The 21207-nt window shown below is 59.9% G+C and carries 19 protein-coding genes; 3 read left to right on the top strand and 16 right to left on the bottom strand.

The window, feature by feature from the left end:
- Nucleotides 1-41: 41 nt before the first annotated feature.
- From glmM to rlmE, 4 genes are all read right to left on the bottom strand, one after another.
- Complete coding sequence (glmM, locus tag LOY67_RS03805; RefSeq protein WP_265066013.1) at nucleotides 42-1379, bottom strand: phosphoglucosamine mutase; 1338 nt, start codon at nucleotides 1377-1379, stop codon at nucleotides 42-44.
- 16 nt (nucleotides 1380-1395) lie between these two features.
- Nucleotides 1396-2247 (bottom strand): dihydropteroate synthase, encoded by an 852-nt coding sequence (gene folP, locus LOY67_RS03800; RefSeq protein WP_265066012.1) that lies wholly within the window; start codon nucleotides 2245-2247, stop codon nucleotides 1396-1398.
- Nucleotides 2248-2255: 8 nt separating this feature from the next.
- Entirely contained in the window at nucleotides 2256-4166 is a 1911-nt protein-coding gene (gene ftsH, locus LOY67_RS03795; RefSeq protein ID WP_265066011.1) for an ATP-dependent zinc metalloprotease FtsH, read from the bottom strand.
- Between the two features lie 191 nt (nucleotides 4167-4357).
- Nucleotides 4358-5008 carry a 23S rRNA (uridine(2552)-2'-O)-methyltransferase RlmE gene (gene rlmE, locus LOY67_RS03790; protein WP_265066010.1) on the bottom strand — a complete coding sequence of 217 codons (651 nt, stop codon included), beginning with the start codon at nucleotides 5006-5008 and terminating at the stop codon, nucleotides 4358-4360.
- Nucleotides 5009-5113: 105 nt separating this feature from the next.
- Between rlmE and LOY67_RS03785 the strand changes: the two genes are divergently transcribed.
- Nucleotides 5114-5422: a YhbY family RNA-binding protein gene (locus LOY67_RS03785; protein WP_265066009.1), complete on the top strand. Its 309-nt coding sequence runs from the start codon at nucleotides 5114-5116 to the stop codon at nucleotides 5420-5422.
- A gap of 10 nt (nucleotides 5423-5432) precedes the next feature.
- Here the strand turns inward: LOY67_RS03785 and LOY67_RS03780 are convergent, their stop codons facing one another.
- From LOY67_RS03780 to grpE, 8 genes are all read right to left on the bottom strand, one after another.
- Nucleotides 5433-5837 (bottom strand): MFS transporter, encoded by a 405-nt coding sequence (locus LOY67_RS03780; protein WP_265066008.1) that lies wholly within the window; start codon nucleotides 5835-5837, stop codon nucleotides 5433-5435.
- 28 nt (nucleotides 5838-5865) lie between these two features.
- The gene (gene greA / locus LOY67_RS03775) at nucleotides 5866-6342 is read right to left on the bottom strand and encodes a transcription elongation factor GreA (protein ID WP_024779954.1); all 477 of its coding nucleotides are present in this window, start codon (nucleotides 6340-6342) and stop codon (nucleotides 5866-5868) included.
- A gap of 2 nt (nucleotides 6343-6344) precedes the next feature.
- Entirely contained in the window at nucleotides 6345-9566 is a 3222-nt protein-coding gene (gene carB, locus LOY67_RS03770; RefSeq protein ID WP_265066007.1) for a carbamoyl-phosphate synthase large subunit, read from the bottom strand.
- Nucleotides 9567-9671: 105 nt separating this feature from the next.
- Nucleotides 9672-10808, bottom strand: a complete 1137-nt coding sequence (carA, locus tag LOY67_RS03765) for a glutamine-hydrolyzing carbamoyl-phosphate synthase small subunit (RefSeq protein ID WP_265066006.1) — start codon at nucleotides 10806-10808, stop codon at nucleotides 9672-9674.
- A gap of 256 nt (nucleotides 10809-11064) precedes the next feature.
- On the bottom strand, nucleotides 11065-11871 hold the full coding sequence (gene dapB, locus LOY67_RS03760; protein ID WP_265066005.1) for a 4-hydroxy-tetrahydrodipicolinate reductase: 807 nt from the start codon (nucleotides 11869-11871) through the stop codon (nucleotides 11065-11067).
- Nucleotides 11872-11880: 9 nt separating this feature from the next.
- Nucleotides 11881-13005, bottom strand: coding sequence for a molecular chaperone DnaJ (gene dnaJ, locus LOY67_RS03755; RefSeq protein ID WP_265066004.1), 1125 nt, complete (start codon nucleotides 13003-13005; stop codon nucleotides 11881-11883).
- Between the two features lie 287 nt (nucleotides 13006-13292).
- Complete coding sequence (gene dnaK, locus LOY67_RS03750) at nucleotides 13293-15245, bottom strand: molecular chaperone DnaK (protein WP_265067695.1); 1953 nt, start codon at nucleotides 15243-15245, stop codon at nucleotides 13293-13295.
- A gap of 65 nt (nucleotides 15246-15310) precedes the next feature.
- Entirely contained in the window at nucleotides 15311-15877 is a 567-nt protein-coding gene (grpE, locus tag LOY67_RS03745; protein WP_265066003.1) for a nucleotide exchange factor GrpE, read from the bottom strand.
- Nucleotides 15878-16118: 241 nt separating this feature from the next.
- On the opposite strand from grpE, the gene recN reads away from it, so the two are divergent.
- Complete coding sequence (gene recN, locus LOY67_RS03740; protein WP_265066002.1) at nucleotides 16119-17792, top strand: DNA repair protein RecN; 1674 nt, start codon at nucleotides 16119-16121, stop codon at nucleotides 17790-17792.
- Between the two features lie 67 nt (nucleotides 17793-17859).
- Here recN and fur read toward each other — a convergent pair whose 3' ends face one another.
- The gene (gene fur / locus LOY67_RS03735; RefSeq protein ID WP_265066001.1) at nucleotides 17860-18264 is read right to left on the bottom strand and encodes a ferric iron uptake transcriptional regulator; all 405 of its coding nucleotides are present in this window, start codon (nucleotides 18262-18264) and stop codon (nucleotides 17860-17862) included.
- Nucleotides 18265-18361: 97 nt separating this feature from the next.
- Between fur and LOY67_RS03730 the strand changes: the two genes are divergently transcribed.
- A complete protein-coding gene (locus LOY67_RS03730; RefSeq protein ID WP_265066000.1) occupies nucleotides 18362-18886 on the top strand; it encodes an outer membrane protein assembly factor BamE in 525 nt (174 codons plus the stop codon).
- A 60-nt stretch (nucleotides 18887-18946) separates the two neighbouring features.
- Here LOY67_RS03730 and LOY67_RS03725 read toward each other — a convergent pair whose 3' ends face one another.
- Genes LOY67_RS03725 through LOY67_RS03715 form a run of 3 tightly spaced genes read right to left on the bottom strand, consistent with a single transcriptional unit; the run spans nucleotide 18947 to nucleotide 21100 of the window.
- Nucleotides 18947-19249: an RnfH family protein gene (locus LOY67_RS03725; protein WP_265065999.1), complete on the bottom strand. Its 303-nt coding sequence runs from the start codon at nucleotides 19247-19249 to the stop codon at nucleotides 18947-18949.
- Complete coding sequence (locus tag LOY67_RS03720) at nucleotides 19246-19689, bottom strand: type II toxin-antitoxin system RatA family toxin (RefSeq protein WP_030139772.1); 444 nt, start codon at nucleotides 19687-19689, stop codon at nucleotides 19246-19248. The genes LOY67_RS03725 and LOY67_RS03720 overlap by 4 nt, the downstream gene beginning before the upstream one ends.
- A gap of 7 nt (nucleotides 19690-19696) precedes the next feature.
- Entirely contained in the window at nucleotides 19697-21100 is a 1404-nt protein-coding gene (locus tag LOY67_RS03715; RefSeq protein ID WP_265065998.1) for a sodium-dependent transporter, read from the bottom strand.
- Nucleotides 21101-21207: the final 107 nt, after the last annotated feature.

Genomic DNA, 21207 nt, shown 5'->3' with positions numbered 1-21207 from the left:
CGCAGATGTTACCCAACCGTTTCATGACTGGCAAGCCGAATTCAGGCAGAAACTTCAGTAACAAGCTTCGCCAGTTCTTCGGCATAACCGCGAACCTGCGCTTCGTCCTCGCCTTCGACCATGACACGGACCAGGGGCTCCGTGCCGGACTTGCGCAACAGCACCCGTCCACGACCCGCCATCGCCTGCGTCACGCGCTCACTGGCCTGCTGGACCGTGGCATGCTCGATGGGATTCGCACCGCCACCGAAACGCACGTTGATCAACACCTGCGGACATTTGCGCAACGCCTGGCGTGACAGCGCAAGGCTCTCGTTGCGCGCCCGAAGCGCCATCAGCACCTGCAAGGCGGCGATGATCGCATCACCGGTAGTGGTGTGATCGAAGCAGACGATGTGACCAGAGTTCTCACCACCAATGACCCAGTTACGCTCCAGCAGCTCCGAGATGACATAGCGGTCGCCCACGTTGGCTCGCACGAATGGAATATCCAGATCCGCCAGCGCCAGCTCGAGCCCGAGGTTGCTCATCAGCGTACCGACCACCCCGCCCTGCAGCTTGCCGCGCTCATGCAGGTCGCGCGCGATGATGAACAGCAGCTCATCGCCATCGACGACAGTCCCGGTGTGATCCACCATCAGGACCCGATCACCGTCGCCATCGAAGGCGATCCCGAGATCAGCCTGTTCGGCCAGGACCGCTGCCTGCAATGAGTCGGTATGGGTGGAACCACAGTTGTGGTTGATATTCAGCCCGTTAGGCTGGGCGGCCAGCACCACCACCTCGGCGCCCAACTCGCGAAACACACTCGGGGCGACTTTATAGGTCGCACCGTGGGCGCAATCGACGACGATTTTCAGACCCTCGAAGCTGGTACCGGTAGGGACGCTGCCCTTGCAGAATTCGATATAGCGACCCGAGGCATCATTGATCCGCGAGACCTTGCCGATCTTGCTCGACTCAACCACCGTCATCGGCGTATCCAGCAGCTCTTCGATCATCAGCTCGACTTCATCCGGCAACTTGGTGCCCTTGCCGGAGAAAAACTTGATGCCGTTGTCATCATGGGGGTTGTGGGAAGCACTGATCACGATCCCCGCCTGGGCATGGAATGTGCGCGTCAGGTAGGCAATTGCCGGTGTCGGCATAGGCCCCAACAACATCACATCGGCACCCGCCGAGGTCAGGCCGGCTTCGAGAGCCGATTCGAACATATAGCCGGAAATTCGCGTGTCCTTGCCAACCAACACCTTGCAGGCGCCCATCTTGCGGAACGCCATGCCGGCAGCCCAGCCGAGCTTGAGCATGAAATCAGGGGTAATAGGGTATTCGCCGACCCGACCACGAATGCCGTCGGTGCCAAAATATTTCTTGCTCATAAGTGCTCCGTCATTCTTATTCGGCTGAATCCACTGCTGCGATCATCCGCACCACGTCCATCGTTTCGGCCACATCGTGCACCCGCAATATCTGCGCACCTTTTGTAATGGCCAGGGCCGCGAGAGCAAGACCGCCATACAACCGCTCGCCTACCGGACGCCCCAGGGCATTGCCTATCATGCTTTTTCGCGAGACCCCGACCAACAGCGGCCGACCCAAGGCATGCAAGGCTTCCATATGCTTGAACAGGCTCAGGTTATGATCCAGGGTCTTGGCAAAGCCGAAACCGGGATCCAGCAGCAGCCGCTCAGCGGGAATACCGGCCAGCGCGCACTGGCTCATGCGCTCCGCCAGGAACTCGCCGACCTCCCTGGTCACATCACGATAGTGAGGGTCGTTCTGCATGGTTCCCGGCTCACCGAGCATATGCATCAGGCACACCGGCAACCCGGTAGCCGCAGCAGCATCCAGGGCACCATCTCGCTGCAGGGAGCGGACATCGTTGATCAAACCCGCGCCCAACCGAGCCGTCTCCCGCATGACCGCAGGCGTGGACGTGTCGACCGAGATTATGACATCCAGCTCGCGGTGTATACGCTCGACAACGGGCGCCACCCTTTCCAGCTCCTCGAGAGGCGAAACAGCCCGCGCGCCCGGCCGGGTCGACTCGCCACCGACATCGATCAGCGTCGCACCGGCCACCACCATGGCTTCTGCATGCCGCAGCGCAGCATCGAGCTGACCAAATCGGCCACCGTCGGAAAAGGAGTCGGGAGTGACATTGAGAATACCCATGACATGCACATGGGCCAAATCAAGAACCCGGCTGCCACAAGGCAACCGGGTCGAGGACTGAACAGAAGTCATTTCAAGCCTTAGACATCAGCAGCCGGACCACCAATCGGTGTTTCCGGACGCTCACCCTGTACCGCCGGCGGCGTACCTGGAGTACCTGTGCCACCGGACCAGTCACGCGGCTCACGCGGCGGACGACCCGCCATGATGTCATCGATCTGTTCGGCATCGATGGTTTCATACTTCATCAGGGCATCCGCCATGGCGTCGAGCTTGTCGCGATTGTCCGTGAGGATCTGCTTCGCGGTGCCGTAGCACTGGTCGATGATGCTGCGCACTTCAGAGTCGATCAGCTTGGCCGTCTCGCCGGAGAAGCTTGCATGCTGCCCGCCGCCGCCACGACCGAGGAACACTTCGCCCTCTTCTTCGGCATACATCAATGGGCCGAGCTTCTCGGAAAGACCCCACTTGGTGACCATGTTCCGCGCAATCTGGCTGGCGCGCATGATGTCGTTCGACGCTCCGGTGGTTACACCGTCGAAGCCCAAGGTCATCTCTTCAGCGATACGGCCACCGTAGAGCGAACAGATCTGGCTGATCAGCGCCCGCTTGGACAAGCTGTAACGATCTTCTTCCGGCAGGAACATGGTCACACCCAGCGCACGACCGCGCGGGATGATCGAGACCTTATAGACCGGATCATGCTCAGGCACGACGCGACCGACGATGGCGTGACCCGCCTCGTGGTAAGCCGTGTTCTGCTTTTCTTTCTCCGACATGACCATGGACTTGCGCTCGGCGCCCATCATGATCTTGTCTTTAGCCAGTTCGAATTCCTTCATTTCCACGACGCGCTTGCCGGCACGCGCAGCGAACAGCGACGCTTCGTTGACCAGGTTCGCCAGGTCGGCGCCGGAGAAACCCGGCGTGCCGCGAGCGATGACCGCTGGTGCAACATCGTCACCCATCGGAACTTTACGCATGTGGACCTTGAGGATCTGCTCACGACCGCGGATATCCGGCAGCCCCACCACGACCTGACGGTCGAAGCGGCCTGGACGCAGCAGCGCAGGATCGAGCACGTCCGGACGGTTGGTGGCGGCAATGACGATGATGCCGTCATTCATTTCGAAACCGTCCATCTCCACCAGCAATTGGTTGAGGGTCTGTTCACGCTCGTCGTGACCGCCGCCCATGCCGGCGCCACGGTGGCGACCGACGGCGTCGATTTCGTCGATGAAGATGATGCATGGCGCGTGTTTCTTGGCCTGTTCGAACATGTCACGAACACGGCTGGCGCCCACGCCCACGAACATTTCAACGAAGTCGGAACCGGAAATCGTGAAGAACGGCACCTTGGCTTCGCCAGCAATAGCCTTGGCCAGCAGGGTCTTACCGGTACCCGGCGGGCCGACCATCAGCACGCCACGGGGGATTCGGCCGCCCAGGCGCTGGAATTTACCCGGGTCGCGCAGGAATTCGACCAGCTCGCCCACTTCTTCCTTGGCTTCGTCACAACCTGCAACGTCGGCCAGGGTGGTCTTCACCTGGTCTTCGGAAAGCAGCCTTGCCTTGCTCTTGCCGAAACTCATCGGCCCGCCCTTGCCACCGGCGCCGCCCTGCATCTGGCGCATGAAGAACATGAACACCGCGATGATCACCAGGATCGGGAAGCTGGCCACGAGAAGCTGGGTCCAGATGCTTTGTTGCTCAGGCTGCTTGCCTTCGACCACGACATGGTTGTCCACCAGGTCGCCGATCAGGCCATTGTCCTGGATAGCCGGACGAATGGTCTTGAAGTTGTCGCCATCGGTACGCTTGCCGGTGATGACATAGCCATCGACGGCAACGCGCTCGACCTTGCCATCCTTGACCTGCTGAATGAAGTCGGAATAGTTGAGGGTCTGCGGCTCGTTAGGGCTGGAGAAGTTGTTCATCACGGTCACAAGGACAGCGGCGATGATCAACCACAGGATCAGATTCTTTGCCATATCGTTCAATTAACTACCCTCTGAAGCTGGCTCTGCTATCGGCGCGAGCTTCGCATGATATTCACCGGCCTAACTTACTACATTACCTACGACTCTGGCAGGCGCCGTCTGTAACCCTTTGTGAAACCTGGCCGCATCATTTTCGTTACACGGCGTGTGCAAGGCGAAACAAAAAAAACTATCGAGGCCCTTCAAAGACGCTCATCACTGCCCGAACCTTCTCCTCCGCGAAAGCCACGCGCCAACAGATACTGTTCGCGGGAGCGGTCACGGGACGACAACGGCTTGCGCATCTGCACCTTGTCGAACAGCTTGCGGATGCCCTTGTGGTATTCGTCGAAGCCTTCACCCTGGAAGACCTTGATCAGAAAATCACCGCCCGGACGCAGAACCCGCCCGGCAAGATCCAGGGCCAATTCGCTGAGGAACATCGCACGAGGCATGTCGACAGCCGCTAATCCACTCATATTGGGGGCCATATCGGAAATCACAAGGTCAACCTGCGTATTTCCGACGGCCTCCAGGATATTTGCCAGGACGGCGTCTTCCGTGAAGTCGCCCTGGATGAAGGTCACATCAGGGATGCTGTCCATCTCCAGGATGTCGGAAGCGATCAATCGTCCTTGACCACCGATCAGACGACTGGTCACCTGGGACCACCCGCCCGGCGCAGCGCCGAGGTCAATCACGGTCATGCCGGGACGGATCAATCGATCCTTTTCCTGGATCTCCAGCAATTTATAGCTGGCACGAGAGCGATAGCCGTCCTTCTGCGCCATTTTGACGTACGGATCGTTGAAATGCTCTTTGAGCCAGTTCTGGCTAGTCTTGGAACGGGCCACAGGCCACCTCTACATAAAACGGGTCGTGATTAAGTGGGCGGTCCCGGACTCGCTCGGGTAAACTGGCCGCCGCTTTTTTACAAGATCAGACGCAGGGGTCAGATTATGCCGCTCACTCAAGAGCAGAAGAAACAATACAAATCCATTGGCCACCACCTGAAACCGGTTCTGACTGTGGCGGACAACGGCTTGACTGAAGGTGTACTGGCCGAGCTGGAGCGCGCATTGAGCGATCACGAGCTGATCAAGATCAAGCTCAACATCCTCGACCGCGAAGCCCGTCTGGCCACCATTGCAGAACTGTGCAAGACCGGCAAGGCGGACCTGGTACAGGTCATTGGTAAGATGGCATTGCTTTATCGCAAGAATTTCAGCGTCAACAAGCAGCTGTCGAACGTTCACCGCTTCAAGTAATGCCAAAGGGTCAAGGGTGCGCTTCGCGTACCCTGCCGCTCCATCCAGGCACCGGCTGCAACACCAGCACCAATCCGGAAAGCCCCAGCACCACGTAGCTGAACACCCGCCACTGGCTCGCGTCCGGCCAGCCGAGACTCACCGCCAGAAACATCCCACAGGCATACAACGACATGAGCAGCAATTGCCCACGAATGTCACGCCATAGGCTTGCACGACCCTCGGCCTGAACCAGCACCAACGCCTGAAATATCACACAGACCGCTGAAAATGCCACCATCAGCGCCGTCAGCATGCCGACAATTTCGTCGATCAGCAGCGGTGCCAGGCCGACTCGCCCCAGCACCGGCAGCAGACCGATGTGCAGCAGCCAAAGGCCGCCCACCCACAACATCTGGGCAAGCTGCCAGAGCATGGCGCCCGCACGCAGCGGGCGCCTTCGTTCAGACGTGGCGGACTTCGACAATCTCATACTCGATAACGCCACCCGGCGTCTTCACCGCCACCACATCGCCCTCTTCCTTGGCAATCAAGGCGCGCGCAATCGGTGAGCCGACGGAAATCTTGCCCAGCTTGATGTCGGCTTCATCCTCACCCACGATCTGGTAAGTGACGCTTTCATCCGTCTCGACGTTGGCGATTTCCACGGTGGTGCCGAAAATCACCTTGCCGGTGTGAGGGATGGTGGTGACGTCAATGATCACAGCGTTCTGCATGCGACCTTCGATGTCACGCACCCGCGCCTCGACCATGCCCTGCTCTTCACGAGCGGCATGGTACTCGGCGTTTTCCTTGAGATCGCCCAGTTCACGCGCTTCACCAATGGCCTGGCTCAAGCGCGGACGCTCGACCTTGGTCAGGAAAGCGTGCTCTTCTTCCAGGGCCTTCGCGCCCTGAACAGTCATGGGGTACTTGGTTATGCTCATGCCTTCAATCCTGCATGTAGATCCTGCAAGCGACGGACGGTCTTCTCGGGACCGAACTTAAGCGCTTCGCAGATCGCTTCGCCCGCAGCAATGGTGGTGGTGCAGTAGATCTTGTGCTGCAGCGCATTGCGACGAATGGAGTAGGAATCGGCGATCGACTGACGGCCTTCGGTGGTGTTGATGATCAGCGTGACTTCGTCATTCTTGATCATGTCGACCACATGCGGACGCCCTTCGGTCACCTTGTTCACGCGGCGCACTTTCAGGCCCGCCGCTTCGATCAGCCTAGCGGTACCGGCAGTGGCGACCACTTCGAAGCCCAAGTTGATCAGATCACGGGCCACGCCCGCAACCAGTGGCTTGTCGTCATCACGCACACTGATGAACGCCGTGCCGCCTGTCGGCAGGACTTCGCTGGCACCCATCTGGGCCTTGGCGAACGCTTCGCCAAAGGTATCGCCAACGCCCATCACTTCACCGGTGGATTTCATTTCCGGACCGAGGATCGGGTCGACACCAGGGAACTTGGCGAACGGGAACACCGCCTCTTTCACGCTGTAGAAGTTCGGAATGATCTCCTTGGTGAAGCCCAGCTCCGCCAAGGTTTTGCCGGCCATTACACGAGCAGCGATCATCGCCAGGGAAACACCGATACACTTGGAGACGAACGGCACGGTACGGGACGCGCGCGGGTTCACTTCGATGACGTAGATGTCTTCGCCCTGAAGTGCCAGTTGCACGTTCATCAGGCCGACTACACCCAGTTCCAGGGCCATTTTCTTGACCTGCTCACGCATCTCGTCCTGGATGTGCGCCGGCAGCGAGTAAGGCGGCAGCGAGCATGCGGAGTCACCGGAGTGAACGCCGGCTTGCTCGATGTGCTGCATGATCGCGCCGATCACTACATCCTTGCCGTCGCAGACCGCATCCACGTCCATTTCGATGGCGCAGTTGAGGAAGTGGTCCAGCAGTACCGGGCTGTCGTTGGACACCTGGACCGCTTCGCGCAGGTAACGCTTGAGTTCTTCTTCCTGGTAAACGATTTCCATCGCACGGCCGCCCAGTACATAGGACGGGCGCACGACCAGCGGATAACCGATCTTCGCGGCGGCACGAATCGCTTCGTCTTCGCTGCGCACAGTGGCGTTTGGCGGCTGACGCAGGTTCAGGCGCTCGACCATCTGCTGGAAGCGCTCACGGTCTTCGGCGCGGTCGATGGCATCCGGGCTGGTACCGATGATCGGTACACCAGCGGCTTCCAGGGCACGCGCCAGTTTCAGCGGAGTCTGGCCACCGTATTGGACGATCACGCCCTTCGGCTTCTCGACACGGACGATTTCCAGCACGTCTTCCAGGGTCACTGGTTCGAAGTACAGGCGATCGGAGGTGTCGTAGTCGGTGGACACGGTTTCCGGGTTGCAGTTGACCATGATGGTCTCGTACCCGTCGTCGCGCAGGGCCAGTGCGGCGTGTACGCAGCAGTAGTCGAATTCGATGCCCTGGCCGATGCGGTTAGGACCGCCACCCAGGATCATGATCTTGTCGCGCGTCGATGGCGCGGCTTCGCACTCTTCCTCGTACGTGGAGTACAGGTAGGCGGTGTCGGTGGCGAACTCGGCCGCGCAGGTGTCGACGCGCTTGTAGACCGGGAACACTTCCAGCTTGTGACGATGAGTGCGCAGGCTCTTCTCGGTCACACCCAGCAACTTGGCCAGGCGCTGGTCCGAGAAACCTTTGCGCTTGAGGCGGAACATCATGTCGCGGTCGATGCTGGACATGCCCAGGGTCTTGACCTTCTCCTCTTCCTTGATCAGATCTTCGATCTGTACCAGGAACCAAGGGTCGATCATGTTCATGCCGAAGATCTGCTCGACGGTCATGCCGGCGCGGAAGGCATCAGCCACGTACCAGATACGCTCGGCGCCCGGCACGGTCAGCTCGCGCTTGAGCTCGCTCATGCTTTCCGGGTTGCTCAGGTCCAGCTTCGGATCGAGGCCGCAGACGCCCACTTCCAGGCCGCGAAGGGCTTTCTGCAGGGACTCCTGGAAGGTCCGGCCGATGGCCATGACTTCACCGACCGACTTCATCTGGGTGGTCAGGCGGGCGTCGGCCTTGGCGAATTTTTCGAAGGCAAAGCGTGGCAGCTTGGTGACCACGTAGTCGATGGACGGCTCGAAGGACGCCGGGGTCTTGCCGCCGGTGATGTCGTTCGACAGTTCGTCCAGGGTGTAGCCCACGGCCAGCTTGGCGGCGACCTTGGCAATCGGGAAACCGGTCGCTTTCGAAGCCAGGGCCGACGAACGGGAAACCCGCGGGTTCATCTCGATGACCACCATGCGACCGGTGTCCGGGCAGATGCCGAACTGGACGTTGGAGCCGCCGGTTTCCACGCCGATCTCGCGCAGTACCGCCAGGGAGGCGTTACGCAGGATCTGGTATTCCTTGTCGGTCAGGGTCTGGGCCGGTGCGACGGTGATCGAGTCGCCAGTGTGCACGCCCATCGGGTCGAAGTTTTCGATGGAGCAGACGATGATGCAGTTGTCCTTTTTGTCGCGGACAACCTCCATCTCGTATTCTTTCCAGCCGATCAGGGATTCGTCGATCAGCAGTTCCTTGGTCGGCGACAAGTCCAGGCCACGGGCGCAGATTTCTTCGAATTCTTCGCGGTTGTAGGCGATACCGCCACCGGTGCCGCCCATGGTGAAGGACGGGCGGATGATGCACGGGAAGCCAAGCTTCTCGAGGACCGCGTTGGCCTCTTCCATGCTGTGGGCGATGCCCGAGCGCGGGCATTCCAGGCCGATGGCCTTCATTGCCTTGTCAAAACGCGAACGGTCTTCGGCCTTGTCGATGGTGTCGGCATTGGCGCCGATCATTTCCACACCGAATTTTTCCAGGACGCCTTCGCGCTCCAGGTCCAGGGCGCAGTTCAGCGCCGTCTGGCCGCCCATGGTCGGCAACAGTGCATCAGGGCGTTCTTTCTCGATGATCTTGGCAACGGTCTGCCACTTGATCGGCTCGATGTAGGTGGCGTCGGCCATGGCCGGGTCGGTCATGATGGTGGCCGGGTTGGAGTTCACCAGGATGACGCGATAGCCCTCTTCGCGCAGGGCCTTGCAAGCCTGGGCGCCGGAGTAGTCGAATTCGCAGGCCTGGCCGATCACGATCGGGCCAGCGCCGAGAATCAGGATGCTTTTTATGTCTGTACGTTTTGGCATGGGTTTGTCACTCAAATCCGCAGGTCAGTCGGCTAGGCCGTCGAACAATCTTTGAAGCGCCCGAGGGGGCCGCCGCATTCGGGGCCGCCCTCGGGCTTCACGCGGTCAGCGTCGCTTGGCCATCTCGTTGATGAAGCGATCGAACAGCGGCGCCACATCGTTCGGGCCCGGGCTCGCTTCAGGGTGGCCCTGGAAGCTGAACGCGCTCTTGTCGGTACGCTCGATGCCTTGCAGCGTGCCGTCGAACAACGATTTGTGGATCGCCCGCACGTTGGCTGGCAGAGTCGCCTCGTCCACCGCAAAACCGTGGTTCTGGCTGGTGATCATGACGACGCCGGTGTCCAGGTCCTGCACCGGGTGGTTGGCACCATGGTGACCGTGCCCCATCTTCAGGGTCTTGGCGCCCGAAGCGAGGGCCAGCAGTTGGTGGCCGAGGCAGATGCCGAACACCGGGATCTCGGTTTCCAGCACGTCCTTGATCGCCTGGATCGCGTAGTCGCAAGGCTCAGGGTCGCCCGGGCCGTTGGACAGGAACACGCCATCGGGGTTGAGGGCCAGGACATCAGCCGCCGGGGTTTGCGCCGGCACCACGGTCACGCGGCAACCGCGCTCGACCAGCATGCGCAGGATGTTCACTTTGACGCCGTAGTCGTAGGCAACCACATGGTACGGCAGCTCAGACGCTTCGATCATCGGGTGGCTGTCGGTTTTCAGGTTCCAGACCGAGGAACGCCACTCGTACTGCTTCTGGGTGCTGACGACTTTCGCCAGGTCCATGCCCTTGAGGCCCGGGAAACCCTGGGCGGCGGCGATGGCGGCGGCTTCGGAGATGTTGTCACCGGCCATGATGCAGCCGTTTTGCGCGCCCTTTTCCCGGAGGATGCGGGTCAGACGACGGGTGTCGATACCTGCGATCGCCACGACGTTGTTGGCTTTCAGGTAATCCGACAGGGACATCGTGTTACGCCAGTTGCTCGCTACCAGTGGCAGGTCACGGATGACCAGGCCGGCGGACCAGACGCGGTTGGACTCGGCATCTTCCGGCGTGGTGCCGGTGTTGCCGATGTGCGGGTAAGTCAGGGTAACGATTTGCTGGGCGTAGGAAGGATCGGTAAGAATTTCCTGATAGCCGGTCATTGCGGTGTTAAACACCACCTCACCAACGGTCTGACCGTCGGCTCCAATGGCTTCGCCGCGAAAAATGCTGCCATCAGCAAGGGCGAGTATGGCTGGCTTAGTCAAGAAGACCTCCCGTAAATAAAGCCTGAAAGGGCGATCGCAGGTTGTAAAAAAGCGGAGTGACGTATGGACACGTCACCCCGCTTTTTTCACTGAATTATTCTGCGCGCTTTTAGTGGACACACTAAAGCTGTAGCTTACAGAAAAAGGCTTTTTTGGTCCACCGCTAATGAGCCTTAAAGGCAGGGGAATGCGACAGGGCGTCGCGAAGCGGTGTAAAACGGGGCGCAGTATAACCTGAACCCCGCCTTCAAGGGCATCAACGCAGGTCGAGAACGTCCTGCATGTCGTACAAACCAGGCTCACGACCATCCAGCCACAGCGCAGCCCGGACAGCACCCTTGGCGAAAGTCATCCGACTGGAAGCCTTATGGGTGATTTCCAGGCGCTCGCCCTCAGTAGCGAACAGCACCGTATGGTCCCCCACCACATCACCACCGCGCACGGTAGCGAAACCAATGGTTTCCCGCTCACGGGCACCGGTATACCCCTCGCGCCCATACACGGCCACGGCCTGAAGGTCGCGCCCCAGCGCATCGGCAATCACTTCACCCATGCGCAAGGCTGTTCCCGAAGGTGCGTCGATCTTGTGCCGGTGATGCGCCTCGATGATCTCGATATCGGCGTCATCTCCCAGGACCCGCGCGGTCAGGTCCAGCAACTTCAGCGACAGGTTCACGCCAACGCTGAAGTTCGCCGCGAACACGATCGCAATGTCCTTGCCCGCCTCGGCCAGCAACTGCTTTTGCGCAGCGTCCAGCCCCGTGGTACCGATGACCATCGCCTTGCCGTGCTTGCGGCAGATGGCGAGGTTTTTCAGCATCACCTCCGGCAAGGTGAAATCGATCAGCACATCGAACTCGTCGAGCACTTTTTCCAGGCCACCCGACATCGGAACGCCAATGCGCCCCAACGACGCCAGCTCACCCGCATCGGCGCCGACCAGCGTACTGTCAGGCCGAACGATGGCCGCCGTCAGGCCGGAGAGCGGCGAACGCTGCTGCACCGCCTCCACCAGCGCCTTACCCATGCGCCCTGCGGCGCCCATCACTGCTATACGTCGCATGCGACCTCCTTACAGATCGCCGAAGAAGCGCTTCACGCCTTCGAACCAACCGGTGGTTTTCGGAGAGTGGCTGTTGTCGTCCGCCAGCGAACTGCGGAACTCTTCCAGCAATTCGCGCTGGCGCCGACTCAGATTGACCGGCGTCTCGACCGCAACGCGGCACATCAGGTCACCGGCACCACCACCGCGCACGGGCGCAACGCCCTTGCCGCGGATGCGGAACTGCTTGCCGGTTTGCGTGCCCTCAGGGATTTTCAGCTTCACGCGACCGTCGAGAGTAGGAATCTCGAGCTCACCACCCAACGCGGCGTCGACGAAACCGATCGGCACTTCACAGAAAAGATGCTTGCCGTCGCGCTGGAAAATCGAGTGCTCACGCACATTGATGACCACATACAGGTCACCGGTCGGGCCGCCCTGGGCACCCGCCTCGCCTTCGCCGGACAGGCGAATGCGGTCACCGGTATCGACGCCGGCCGGCACTTTCACCGACAGGGTCTTGTATTCCTCGACACGCCCTTCGCCGTGGCAGGAGTCGCACGGATCGGAAATGATCTTGCCCTGGCCATGGCAACGCGGGCAGGTCTGCTGCACCGAGAAGAAGCCCTGCTGCATGCGCACCTGGCCGATACCGCCGCAGGTCGGGCAAGTGACAGGCGAAGAGCCTTTCTTGGCACCCGAACCATCGCATGGCTTGCAATTGACCAGCGTCGGCACGCGGATATTTACGGTGGTGCCACGCACCGCCTCTTCCAGGTTCAGCTCCAGCGTGTAGCGCAGGTCGCTGCCACGCTGGGCACCACCACGGGCACCGCCGCGACCGCCACCGAAGAAGTCACTGAACACATCGCCGAAGATATCGGAGAAATTCTGGCCGCCGAAACCGGCACCGCCGCCACCCATGCTCGGGTCGACACCGGCATGCCCGTACTGATCGTAAGCTGCGCGCTTGCTGGAATCGGACAGTACTTCGTAAGCCTCGTTGGCTTCCTTGAACATATCTTCCGACGCTTTATCGCCAGGATTACGGTCCGGGTGGTGCTTCATCGCCAGGCGACGATAGGCCTTTTTCAGATCCGCCTCGCTGGCCCCCCGCTCGACACCCAATACTTCGTAGAAATCACGCTTTGCCATTAGTCTTTGCACTCTTATAGGACGTCCGGCAAAGCTCTCCTGAGCCTCGCCCAACTCGTTGAGCCCCTATACAGGCCCGGACCCAACCACGTCGATTCAACGATCCTGGTCTAAGGCGCTACACGAAAAAGCAGGAGCTTTCCCGATCACGCCACCAGCACCCGAACGCTGTCGCATGCTGTAAAAATTCGTGGATTCCAGACACGCCAACGCGGGAGCTAGCTCCCGCGCGGCGACATCCTACCAGCCACCGCACAAACGCAGTCAACCGGTCGACCAACAAGCGATTACTTGTGGTCTTTCACTTCTTCGAACTCAGCGTCGACGACGTCGTCGGCTTTTTCAGCCGATTCGCCTTGTTGCGCGGCGCCTTCAGCTGGCTGAGCCTGTTCGGCATACATCTTCTGAGCCACTGGCGCGGAGACCTTGGACAACTCTTCGATCTTCGCTTCGATGGCAGCCTTGTCGTCGCCTTTGACGGCAGCTTCCAGGGCAACCACAGCCGCTTCGATGGCAGCTTTCTCTTCAGCAGTCACTTTTTCGCCGGCATCAGCGATCATCTTGCGAGTCGAGTGCACCAGGGCATCGCCCTGGTTGCGGGCACTGGCCAGCTCCTCGAACTTGCGATCTTCCTCGGCGTTGACTTCAGCATCGCGAACCATCTGCTGAATTTCTTCCTCGGACAGGCCGGAGTTGGCCTTGATCACGATCGACTGGGTCTTGCCGGTGGCCTTGTCTTTCGCGCCGACGTGCAGGATGCCGTTGGCGTCGATGTCGAAGGTCACTTCGATTTGTGGCACGCCACGTGGTGCTGGTGGAATCTCGGCCAGGTCGAACTTGCCCAGGGATTTGTTCTGGGCCGCTTGCTTGCGCTCGCCTTGCAGCACGTGGATGGTCACGGCGCCCTGGTTGTCGTCGGCCGTCGAGAACACCTGGGATTTCTTGGTAGGAATCGTGGTGTTCTTCTCGATCAGCGCAGTCATCACGCCGCCCATGGTTTCGATACCCAGGGTCAGCGGGCTGACGTCGAGCAGCAGAACGTCCTTCACGTCACCGGCCAGTACGGCGCCCTGGATGGCAGCACCCATGGCAACGGCTTCGTCCGGGTTCACGTCTTTACGGGCTTCTTTGCCGAAGAAATCGGTCACCAGCTTCTGAACCAGTGGCATACGGGTCTGACCGCCCACCAGGATCACGTCGTTGATCGAACCAACGTCGATACCGGCATCTTTCATCGCGATGCGGCAAGGTTCGATGGTGCGCTGAACCAGGTCCTCCACCAGCGCTTCGAGCTTGGCGCGGGAGATCTTCACGTTCAGGTGCTTAGGACCGGTAGCGTCTGCGGTGATATACGGCAGGTTCACGTCGGTCGACTGGCTCGAGGACAGTTCGATCTTGGCTTTTTCAGCGGCTTCTTTCAGGCGCTGCATGGCCAGCGGGTCACCCTTGAGGTTCATGCCGCTTTCTTTCTTGAATTCGTCGACGAGGTAGTCGATCAGGCGGATGTCGAAGTCTTCACCACCAAGGAATGTGTCACCGTTGGTTGCCAGTACTTCGAACTGATGCTCGCCATCGACTTCAGCGATCTCGATCACGGAAACGTCGAAAGTACCGCCACCCAGGTCATAGACGATCACGGTGTGATCGCCCTTGGCCTTGTCCATACCGTAGGCCAGAGCAGCCGCGGTCGGTTCGTTGATGATGCGTTTTACGTCCAGGCCCGCGATGCGGCCGGCGTCTTTGGTCGCCTGGCGCTGGCTGTCGTTGAAATAGGCAGGAACGGTAATAACGGCTTCAGTCACCGCTTCGCCGAGGTAGTCTTCGGCGGTTTTCTTCATTTTCTTCAGGATTTCAGCCGAGATCTGTGGCGGTGCCATTTTCTGGCCGTTCACTTCAACCCAGGCGTCGCCGTTATCAGCCTTGGCGATTTTGTACGGCACCATCTTGATGTCTTTCTGAACGACTTCTTCGTCGAACTTGCGACCGATCAGACGCTTCACCGCGTACAGGGTGTTATGCGGATTGGTCACTGCCTGACGCTTGGCCGACTGGCCAACCAGAATCTCGCCATCGTTGGCGTACGCGATGATCGACGGCGTGGTGCGCGCGCCTTCGGCGTTTTCAATCACTTTGGCCTTGCCGTTTTCCAGCACGGAGACGCACGAGTTGGTGGTCCCCAGGTCGATACCGATAATCTTGCCCATGTTAACTCTCCCGGAACTTGGATTTGGTTGCCGCAGCAGTGGTGGCTAACTGCGGTAGCACTTAAACGCTTGACTTATAAATGGGGCCGCTGCGACCGATTTCAAGCCTGCTCGTCAATAGAAGGCGAAACCGGTACTGGTGCCTTGCTGACCACGACCATGGCCGGGCGCAGCAGGCGGCCGTGAAGCAGATAACCCTTCTGGAAAACCTTCAGGACACTGTTCGGCTCGACATCGCCACTTTCCTGCATCGCCATGGCCTGGTGATGCTCGGCGTTGAAGGGCTCGCCGTGGGGATCGATGGCTTCGAGCTGATAGCGCTTGAGGGTGTCCTGGAACATTTTCAGGGTCAGCTCGATGCCTTCACGCATCGGACGGATGTTCTCGTCATCCGGATTGGACAGCTCCAGGCCACGCTCCAGGCTGTCGATGATCGGCAGCAGGTCGCCGGCGAAACGCTCCAGAGCGAATTTATGAGCCTTTTCCACATCCTGCTCGGCGCGACGGCGGACGTTCTGCAGATCGGCTGCTACACGCAACGCCTGATCCTGCGCACCGGCCAGTTGCTCTTCGAGCACTTGTACACGGGCCGCCAGATCACCACCCGAATCCTGGGAGGTCTGAGTGGCCTCTTGGTTTTGCGTATCCTGCGTCTGTTCGTCAGCCATAGTTTTCTCCTCTCAATTTCGTCCGCGAGCTCGACTCGCGCTTCTGCCCCCGTATATGGGGCCGGGTTTTCCAGCTTCAAGGGGCGCGCGACGAATTGACCTTACAAAAAGCAATTGCATATCTATTACCTGTCGCACTAAGAAACGTACCACTCCAAGCGAATCGAGCTAAGCGAGGGCATTGTCAGCCCGAAACAAAACACTGTATAAATAACCAGACCTAAAGCCTGGGAGCGGCCTTATGCTGGTGCACCTGTCCGTACACAACTACGCCATCGTCGAACACCTCGACCTCGAACTTGATCGAGGCATGAGCGTAATTACCGGCGAGACCGGCGCCGGCAAGTCGATCATGCTCGACGCCCTGGGCCTGACGCTGGGCGATCGCGCCGACAGCGGCGTCGTACGCCCCGGGGCAGACAAGGCCGACATCCTGGCAACCTTCGACCTGGTCGATATCCCCGAAGCCAGCGCCTGGCTGGCCGAACGCGACCTGGACACCGATGGCCTGTGCATCCTGCGCCGGGTCATCACCGCCGAAGGCCGCTCCCGAGGCTATATCAACGGCACCCCCTGCCCCCTGGGTGACCTCAAGGCCCTCGGGGAACTGCTGATCGACATCCACAGCCAGCATGAACACCAGTCCCTGCTCAAGACCGACACCCATCGCCGCCTGCTCGATGAATATGCCGGCGCCACCGACCTGGCCCGCCAGGTCCAACTGGCAGCCCAGCGCTGGCGCCAGACCCGCCAGGAGCTGGACCGGCTCTCCAACTCCGGCGACGAACAGCGTGCCCGCCACCAATTGCTGAGCTACCAGCTCGAAGAACTGGAAAACCTGGCATTGGGGGAAAATGAACTGGAGGAGCTGGAGCAGGAACACAAGAACCTGACCAATGCCGAAACCCTGCTGGGCATTTGCCGGCAAGTCGTCGAGCAATGCAGCGAAAGTGATTCGGGCAACGTACTCAACGCACTGACAGCGAGCCTGAACCGACTTTCCAGCGTGAACAACTCCGTCGGCGCCCTGAGCGAGGCCACCAACCTGCTGACCAGCGCACAGATCCAGGTCGAGGAAGCCGTGGGGGAACTGAACCGGTTCCTCGATCATTTCGATGCCGACCCGGCGCGCCTGCAGTACCTGGAAGAGCGCCTGGACACTATTTATACGCTGGCCCGCAAGCACCGCATCCAGCCCACCGACGTCATCGAGCTGCAGCAGCGCCTGCTGGAAGAGCTGGAAACCCTGAATGCCAATGACGAGTCCATCGAGCGCCTGGGCGACGAACTGGCCTCCTATGCCCGCCATTACCAGGAGAAGGCCAAGGAACTTAGCGAGCTGCGCGGCATAGCCGCAACCGGGCTGGCCAGCGCCGTGGAGCAGGAAATCCAGCGCCTGGGCATGCCGGGAGGACGCTTCACCATCGAACTGCGCCCCAACACAGACGACGAACTTCAGCCCAACGGGCTGGAGCAGGTGGAACTGCTGGTCAGTGCCAACCCAGGGCAACCCCTCAAGGCGCTGGCAAAAGTCGCGTCCGGTGGCGAACTGTCGCGAATCAGCCTGGCCATCCAGGTCATCACCGCGCAAACCTCACGGGTGCCGACGCTGGTATTCGACGAAGTGGATGTGGGTATCGGCGGGCCGACGGCAGAAATTGTCGGCCAGTTGCTGCGCAGACTGGGGGAACGCGGCCAAGTGCTGACGGTCACTCACCTGCCCCAGGTCGCCGCACAAGGGCATCAACATCTGTTTGTCCATAAAGTGCGTGGCGAGGACGCCACCCGTACCGCGGTGTCCAAGCTGAGCAAGAACGAGCGTGTTGAGGAAGTGGCAAGGATGCTGGGAGGGATCGATCTCACCAAGGAATCCCTGGCCCACGCGAAAAAAATGGTCGTCGCGGCGAAATCCTGAAGAAGCTGGGACGATCCCCCAAATGAAAGAAGGCGACCCTGAGGTCGCCTTCTTTCATTAGCCACGCTTACTTTTTCTTGCGTACATGCAAGACGAGATGGTGATCGATCAGCTCGAAACCATGCTCTTCAGCAATTGCCTTTTGCAGCTTCTCGATTTCCGGGCTGACGAATTCGATGACCTCACGGGTTTCCACGTTCACCATGTGATCGTGATGCTCCCCGTCAGCCAATTCAAAGACAGCATGACCGCCATCGAAATTGTGACGAGCCACAAGACCCGCTGCCTCGAACTGAGTCAGGACACGGTAGACCGTGGCCAGACCAACGTCCTCGCCAGCTTCCATAAGCGCCTTGTAGACGTCTTCGGCACTCATGTGGCGTTGCTCGGCAGAATCGAGCATTTGTAGAATCTTGACCCGTGGCAGTGTCACCTTGAGGCCGGCTTTGCGTAGTTCGCTATTTTCAACCATGGTCAGCTTTCTCGCGATGCTGCTTCGCAGCTTCTCTTAATGCGGGTATGATCGGCGTTTATGTTGTCCCAGCCAAGATAGTGGAAGTCGCCCACCGATGCAAAACACCAAGCTCTTGCTAACCAGTTTCACCTTCGTGGGACTGCTCGCACTCGCCGGTTGTTCATTCCCCGGGGTTTACAAAATCGACATCCAGCAGGGCAATGTCGTGACGCAGGACATGATAGACCAGTTACGCCCGGGAATGACCCGCCGGCAAGTACGGTTTATCATGGGCAACCCTCTGCTGACCGACACGTTCCATGCCGATCGCTGGGATTATCTCTACAGCTTGCAGCCTGGCGGCGGTGAGCGCCAACAGGAACGCATGAGCGTTATCTTCAACGCCAACGACCAACTCGTCAGCCTGTCCGGCGATTTCATGCCCGGCGTGAGTCGCGACGAGGCCATCATGGGCAAGGACAGCGGTACGACGGTCACCCCGACCGAGAACGCCGAGAAGCCGAAACCGGAAAAACCGGTCAAGCCAGGTTCGTTGCTGGATCAGATCCAGAAGGATGTGGACAACGTCGAGACAGTACCCGTCCCGACACCAGAGCCACTGGACACCACGCCGCAATAAACCGCGGCATGAAAAAAACCCGGCATGCCGGGTTTTTTAATGCCTGCGTTTCAGATTCGATTATTCGTTCGGCTTACGGGCCTGGGCAGCCTTGGCCGCGCGCAGGCGACGGATCTCCTTCGGATCCGCCAGCAACGACCGGTAGATCTCCAGCCGATCACCCGCCTCGACCGTTTGGCGCTCTGGATCGGCAATCACCTTGCTGAAAATCCCCACCGGACAAGTGGCCAGATCCAGCTCCGGGAACTCTTGCGCGATGCCCGAAGCCGCCAGCGCGGCGCGAACTGTCGTGCCCTGCGGCACTGTAAATGTCCGCAGGACCTGACGCTCGACAGCGGCATACACCACTTCGATCTCAATCAACGCTTGAGCTCTGCATTTTGCTTGGCGCGCTGGCAGAACGCGTCGACCAGGGTATTGGCCGCCTGATTGAACAACGGCCCCAGCGTGGCCCGAACCAGTGGACCTGCGTAGTCGAACGACAGGTCCAGGCTGATCTTGCAGGCCTTCTCACCCAACGGCTTGAACACCCAGACGCCGTGGAGCTGGTTGAAAGGCCCCTCTTCCAGGTTCATTTCGATGGATTGACCCGGCACCAGGGTATTGCGCGTCACGAAGTGCTGGCTCAATCCGCCCTTGGCGACGTTGAGACTGGCGCGCATGTGGGTCTCGGAGCTCTCGAGCACCTCGGCCGACGAGCACCAGGGCAGGAACTGCGGATAACTCGCCACATCGTTGACCAGGTCGTACAGCGCCTGCGCCGGATAAGGCAGCAAGGCCGAGCGTTGAATATGTGTCGTCATGTAAGCGTCACTTCCACAGCTGGGCGGCAAATACCACGAGGATGCCGATCGGGGCCACGTAGCGCATCAGAAACAGGCTCAAGGCGAACAATACAGGACTGCGCAGCGACAACTCATCGCGTACGGCCTCACGTCCCATCACCCACCCTGCAAATACCACGAAACACAAACCACCCAGTGGCAGCATGATCCGTGATGTAAAGAAATCAATCACGCCGAAGAAATCCAGCCCTCCGGTTGCTCCCCATTGGTAGAGGCGGAACAGGCCGTCTTCGTTCACGAAAAACTTCGCCTGCTTCCATATATTGAAAGAAAACACCGTCCCCAACCCCACAAACCAGCAGGTAAAGGCCAGCCAGAACGTCACCCAGGCGCGACTGATCCGGGTCCGCTCAACCAGGTAGGCCACCATGGGCTCCAGCAGGGAAATCGCCGAGCTCCAGGCCGCGATGGCGACCAGGACGAAAAAAATCACGCCCATCACCTGGCCGAACGCCATGCTGCCGAAGGCGAAGGGCAAGCTGACAAACATCAGGCCCGGTCCCTCGCTGGGGTTCAGGCCGGCCGCGAACACAATCGGAAACAATGCCACGCCCGCCATCAGCGACACGAAGGTGTCCAGCAGCGCGACACCGAACACCGTCCTGGTCATGGAAGCATTCTGGGGCATGTAGGCACCGTAGATCATGATCGAACCGACGCCCACGCTCAGGGAGAAAAATGCATGCCCCATGGCCGGCAGCAGGCCATCCATGACATTTTCCGGCTTGAAATCGAACATGAAGTGCAGGCCTTCCATGAAGTGCCCGGTAGTCATGCTGTACCCCAGCAGCACCACGATCATCACGAACAGCAGCGGCATCATGACCCGCAGACTGCGCTCAAGCCCCTCAACCACGCCCTTGGCGATCACGACTGCGGAAAGCAGCATGAAAACGGTGTGCCAGAGCGTCAATCTCAAGGGATCCGAGATCACATCGCCAAAGTAGGCGCCCACCTGATCGGGCGCCATGCCTTGAAAGTCGCCGCGCCCCATGTCGATGATGTAATCCAGCGACCAACCGCCGACCACGCTGTAGAACGACAGGATCAGCAGCGCCGTGATCATCCCGGCAAAGGCGCCCCACGACCACTTGGGCGAGTGCCCCGCCTCCAAGGCCAGCACCTTCAAGGCGTTGGCCGGGCTTTGCCGGGCGCGACGACCGATCAGAGTCTCGGCCAGCATCACCGGCGCGCCGATGAGTGCGATGCACGCCAGGAACATCAATACGAAGGCACCGCCACCGTAGACGCCGACCATGTAGGGGAATTTCCATATACTACCCAGCCCCACGGCCGAACCGGTCGCCGCGAGTATGAAGACCCAGCGGCTAGCCCAACTGCCGTGGACAGAAACCTTGTCTGTCGACATCGTGATCACGCCCAAGCGTTCAAAAAAGAGGCCGCATTGTCCGGGATTCACTCAACGTGCTCAAGCATGCTGCTTCACCGTAGCCGACACGCACGCAACTGCCTATA

The sequence above is a fragment of the Pseudomonas sp. B21-056 genome, from assembly GCF_026016325.1.
Lineage (GTDB): Bacteria > Pseudomonadota > Gammaproteobacteria > Pseudomonadales > Pseudomonadaceae > Aquipseudomonas.
This window is presented reverse-complemented; position numbering and strand designations above follow the sequence as displayed.

What these genes read in the sequence shown, in the direction of transcription:
- glmM (WP_265066013.1), bottom strand. Translation starts at nt 1,379, where the DNA reads ATGAGCAAGAAATATTTTGGCACCGACGGCATTCGTGGTCGGGTCGGC.
- dnaJ (WP_265066004.1), bottom strand. Translation starts at nt 13,005, where the DNA reads ATGGCAAAGCGTGATTTCTACGAAGTATTGGGTGTCGAGCGGGGGGCC.
- carB (WP_265066007.1), bottom strand. Translation starts at nt 9,566, where the DNA reads ATGCCAAAACGTACAGACATAAAAAGCATCCTGATTCTCGGCGCTGGC.
- LOY67_RS03720 (WP_030139772.1), bottom strand. Translation starts at nt 19,689, where the DNA reads ATGACGACACATATTCAACGCTCGGCCTTGCTGCCTTATCCGGCGCAG.
- LOY67_RS03730 (WP_265066000.1), top strand. Translation starts at nt 18,362, where the DNA reads ATGCAAAACACCAAGCTCTTGCTAACCAGTTTCACCTTCGTGGGACTG.
- LOY67_RS03780 (WP_265066008.1), bottom strand. Translation starts at nt 5,837, where the DNA reads ATGCTCTGGCAGCTTGCCCAGATGTTGTGGGTGGGCGGCCTTTGGCTG.
- LOY67_RS03785 (WP_265066009.1), top strand. Translation starts at nt 5,114, where the DNA reads ATGCCGCTCACTCAAGAGCAGAAGAAACAATACAAATCCATTGGCCAC.
- dapB (WP_265066005.1), bottom strand. Translation starts at nt 11,871, where the DNA reads ATGCGACGTATAGCAGTGATGGGCGCCGCAGGGCGCATGGGTAAGGCG.
- folP (WP_265066012.1), bottom strand. Translation starts at nt 2,247, where the DNA reads ATGACTTCTGTTCAGTCCTCGACCCGGTTGCCTTGTGGCAGCCGGGTT.
- grpE (WP_265066003.1), bottom strand. Translation starts at nt 15,877, where the DNA reads ATGGCTGACGAACAGACGCAGGATACGCAAAACCAAGAGGCCACTCAG.
- fur (WP_265066001.1), bottom strand. Translation starts at nt 18,264, where the DNA reads ATGGTTGAAAATAGCGAACTACGCAAAGCCGGCCTCAAGGTGACACTG.
- LOY67_RS03715 (WP_265065998.1), bottom strand. Translation starts at nt 21,100, where the DNA reads ATGTCGACAGACAAGGTTTCTGTCCACGGCAGTTGGGCTAGCCGCTGG.
- recN (WP_265066002.1), top strand. Translation starts at nt 16,119, where the DNA reads ATGCTGGTGCACCTGTCCGTACACAACTACGCCATCGTCGAACACCTC.
- ftsH (WP_265066011.1), bottom strand. Translation starts at nt 4,166, where the DNA reads ATGGCAAAGAATCTGATCCTGTGGTTGATCATCGCCGCTGTCCTTGTG.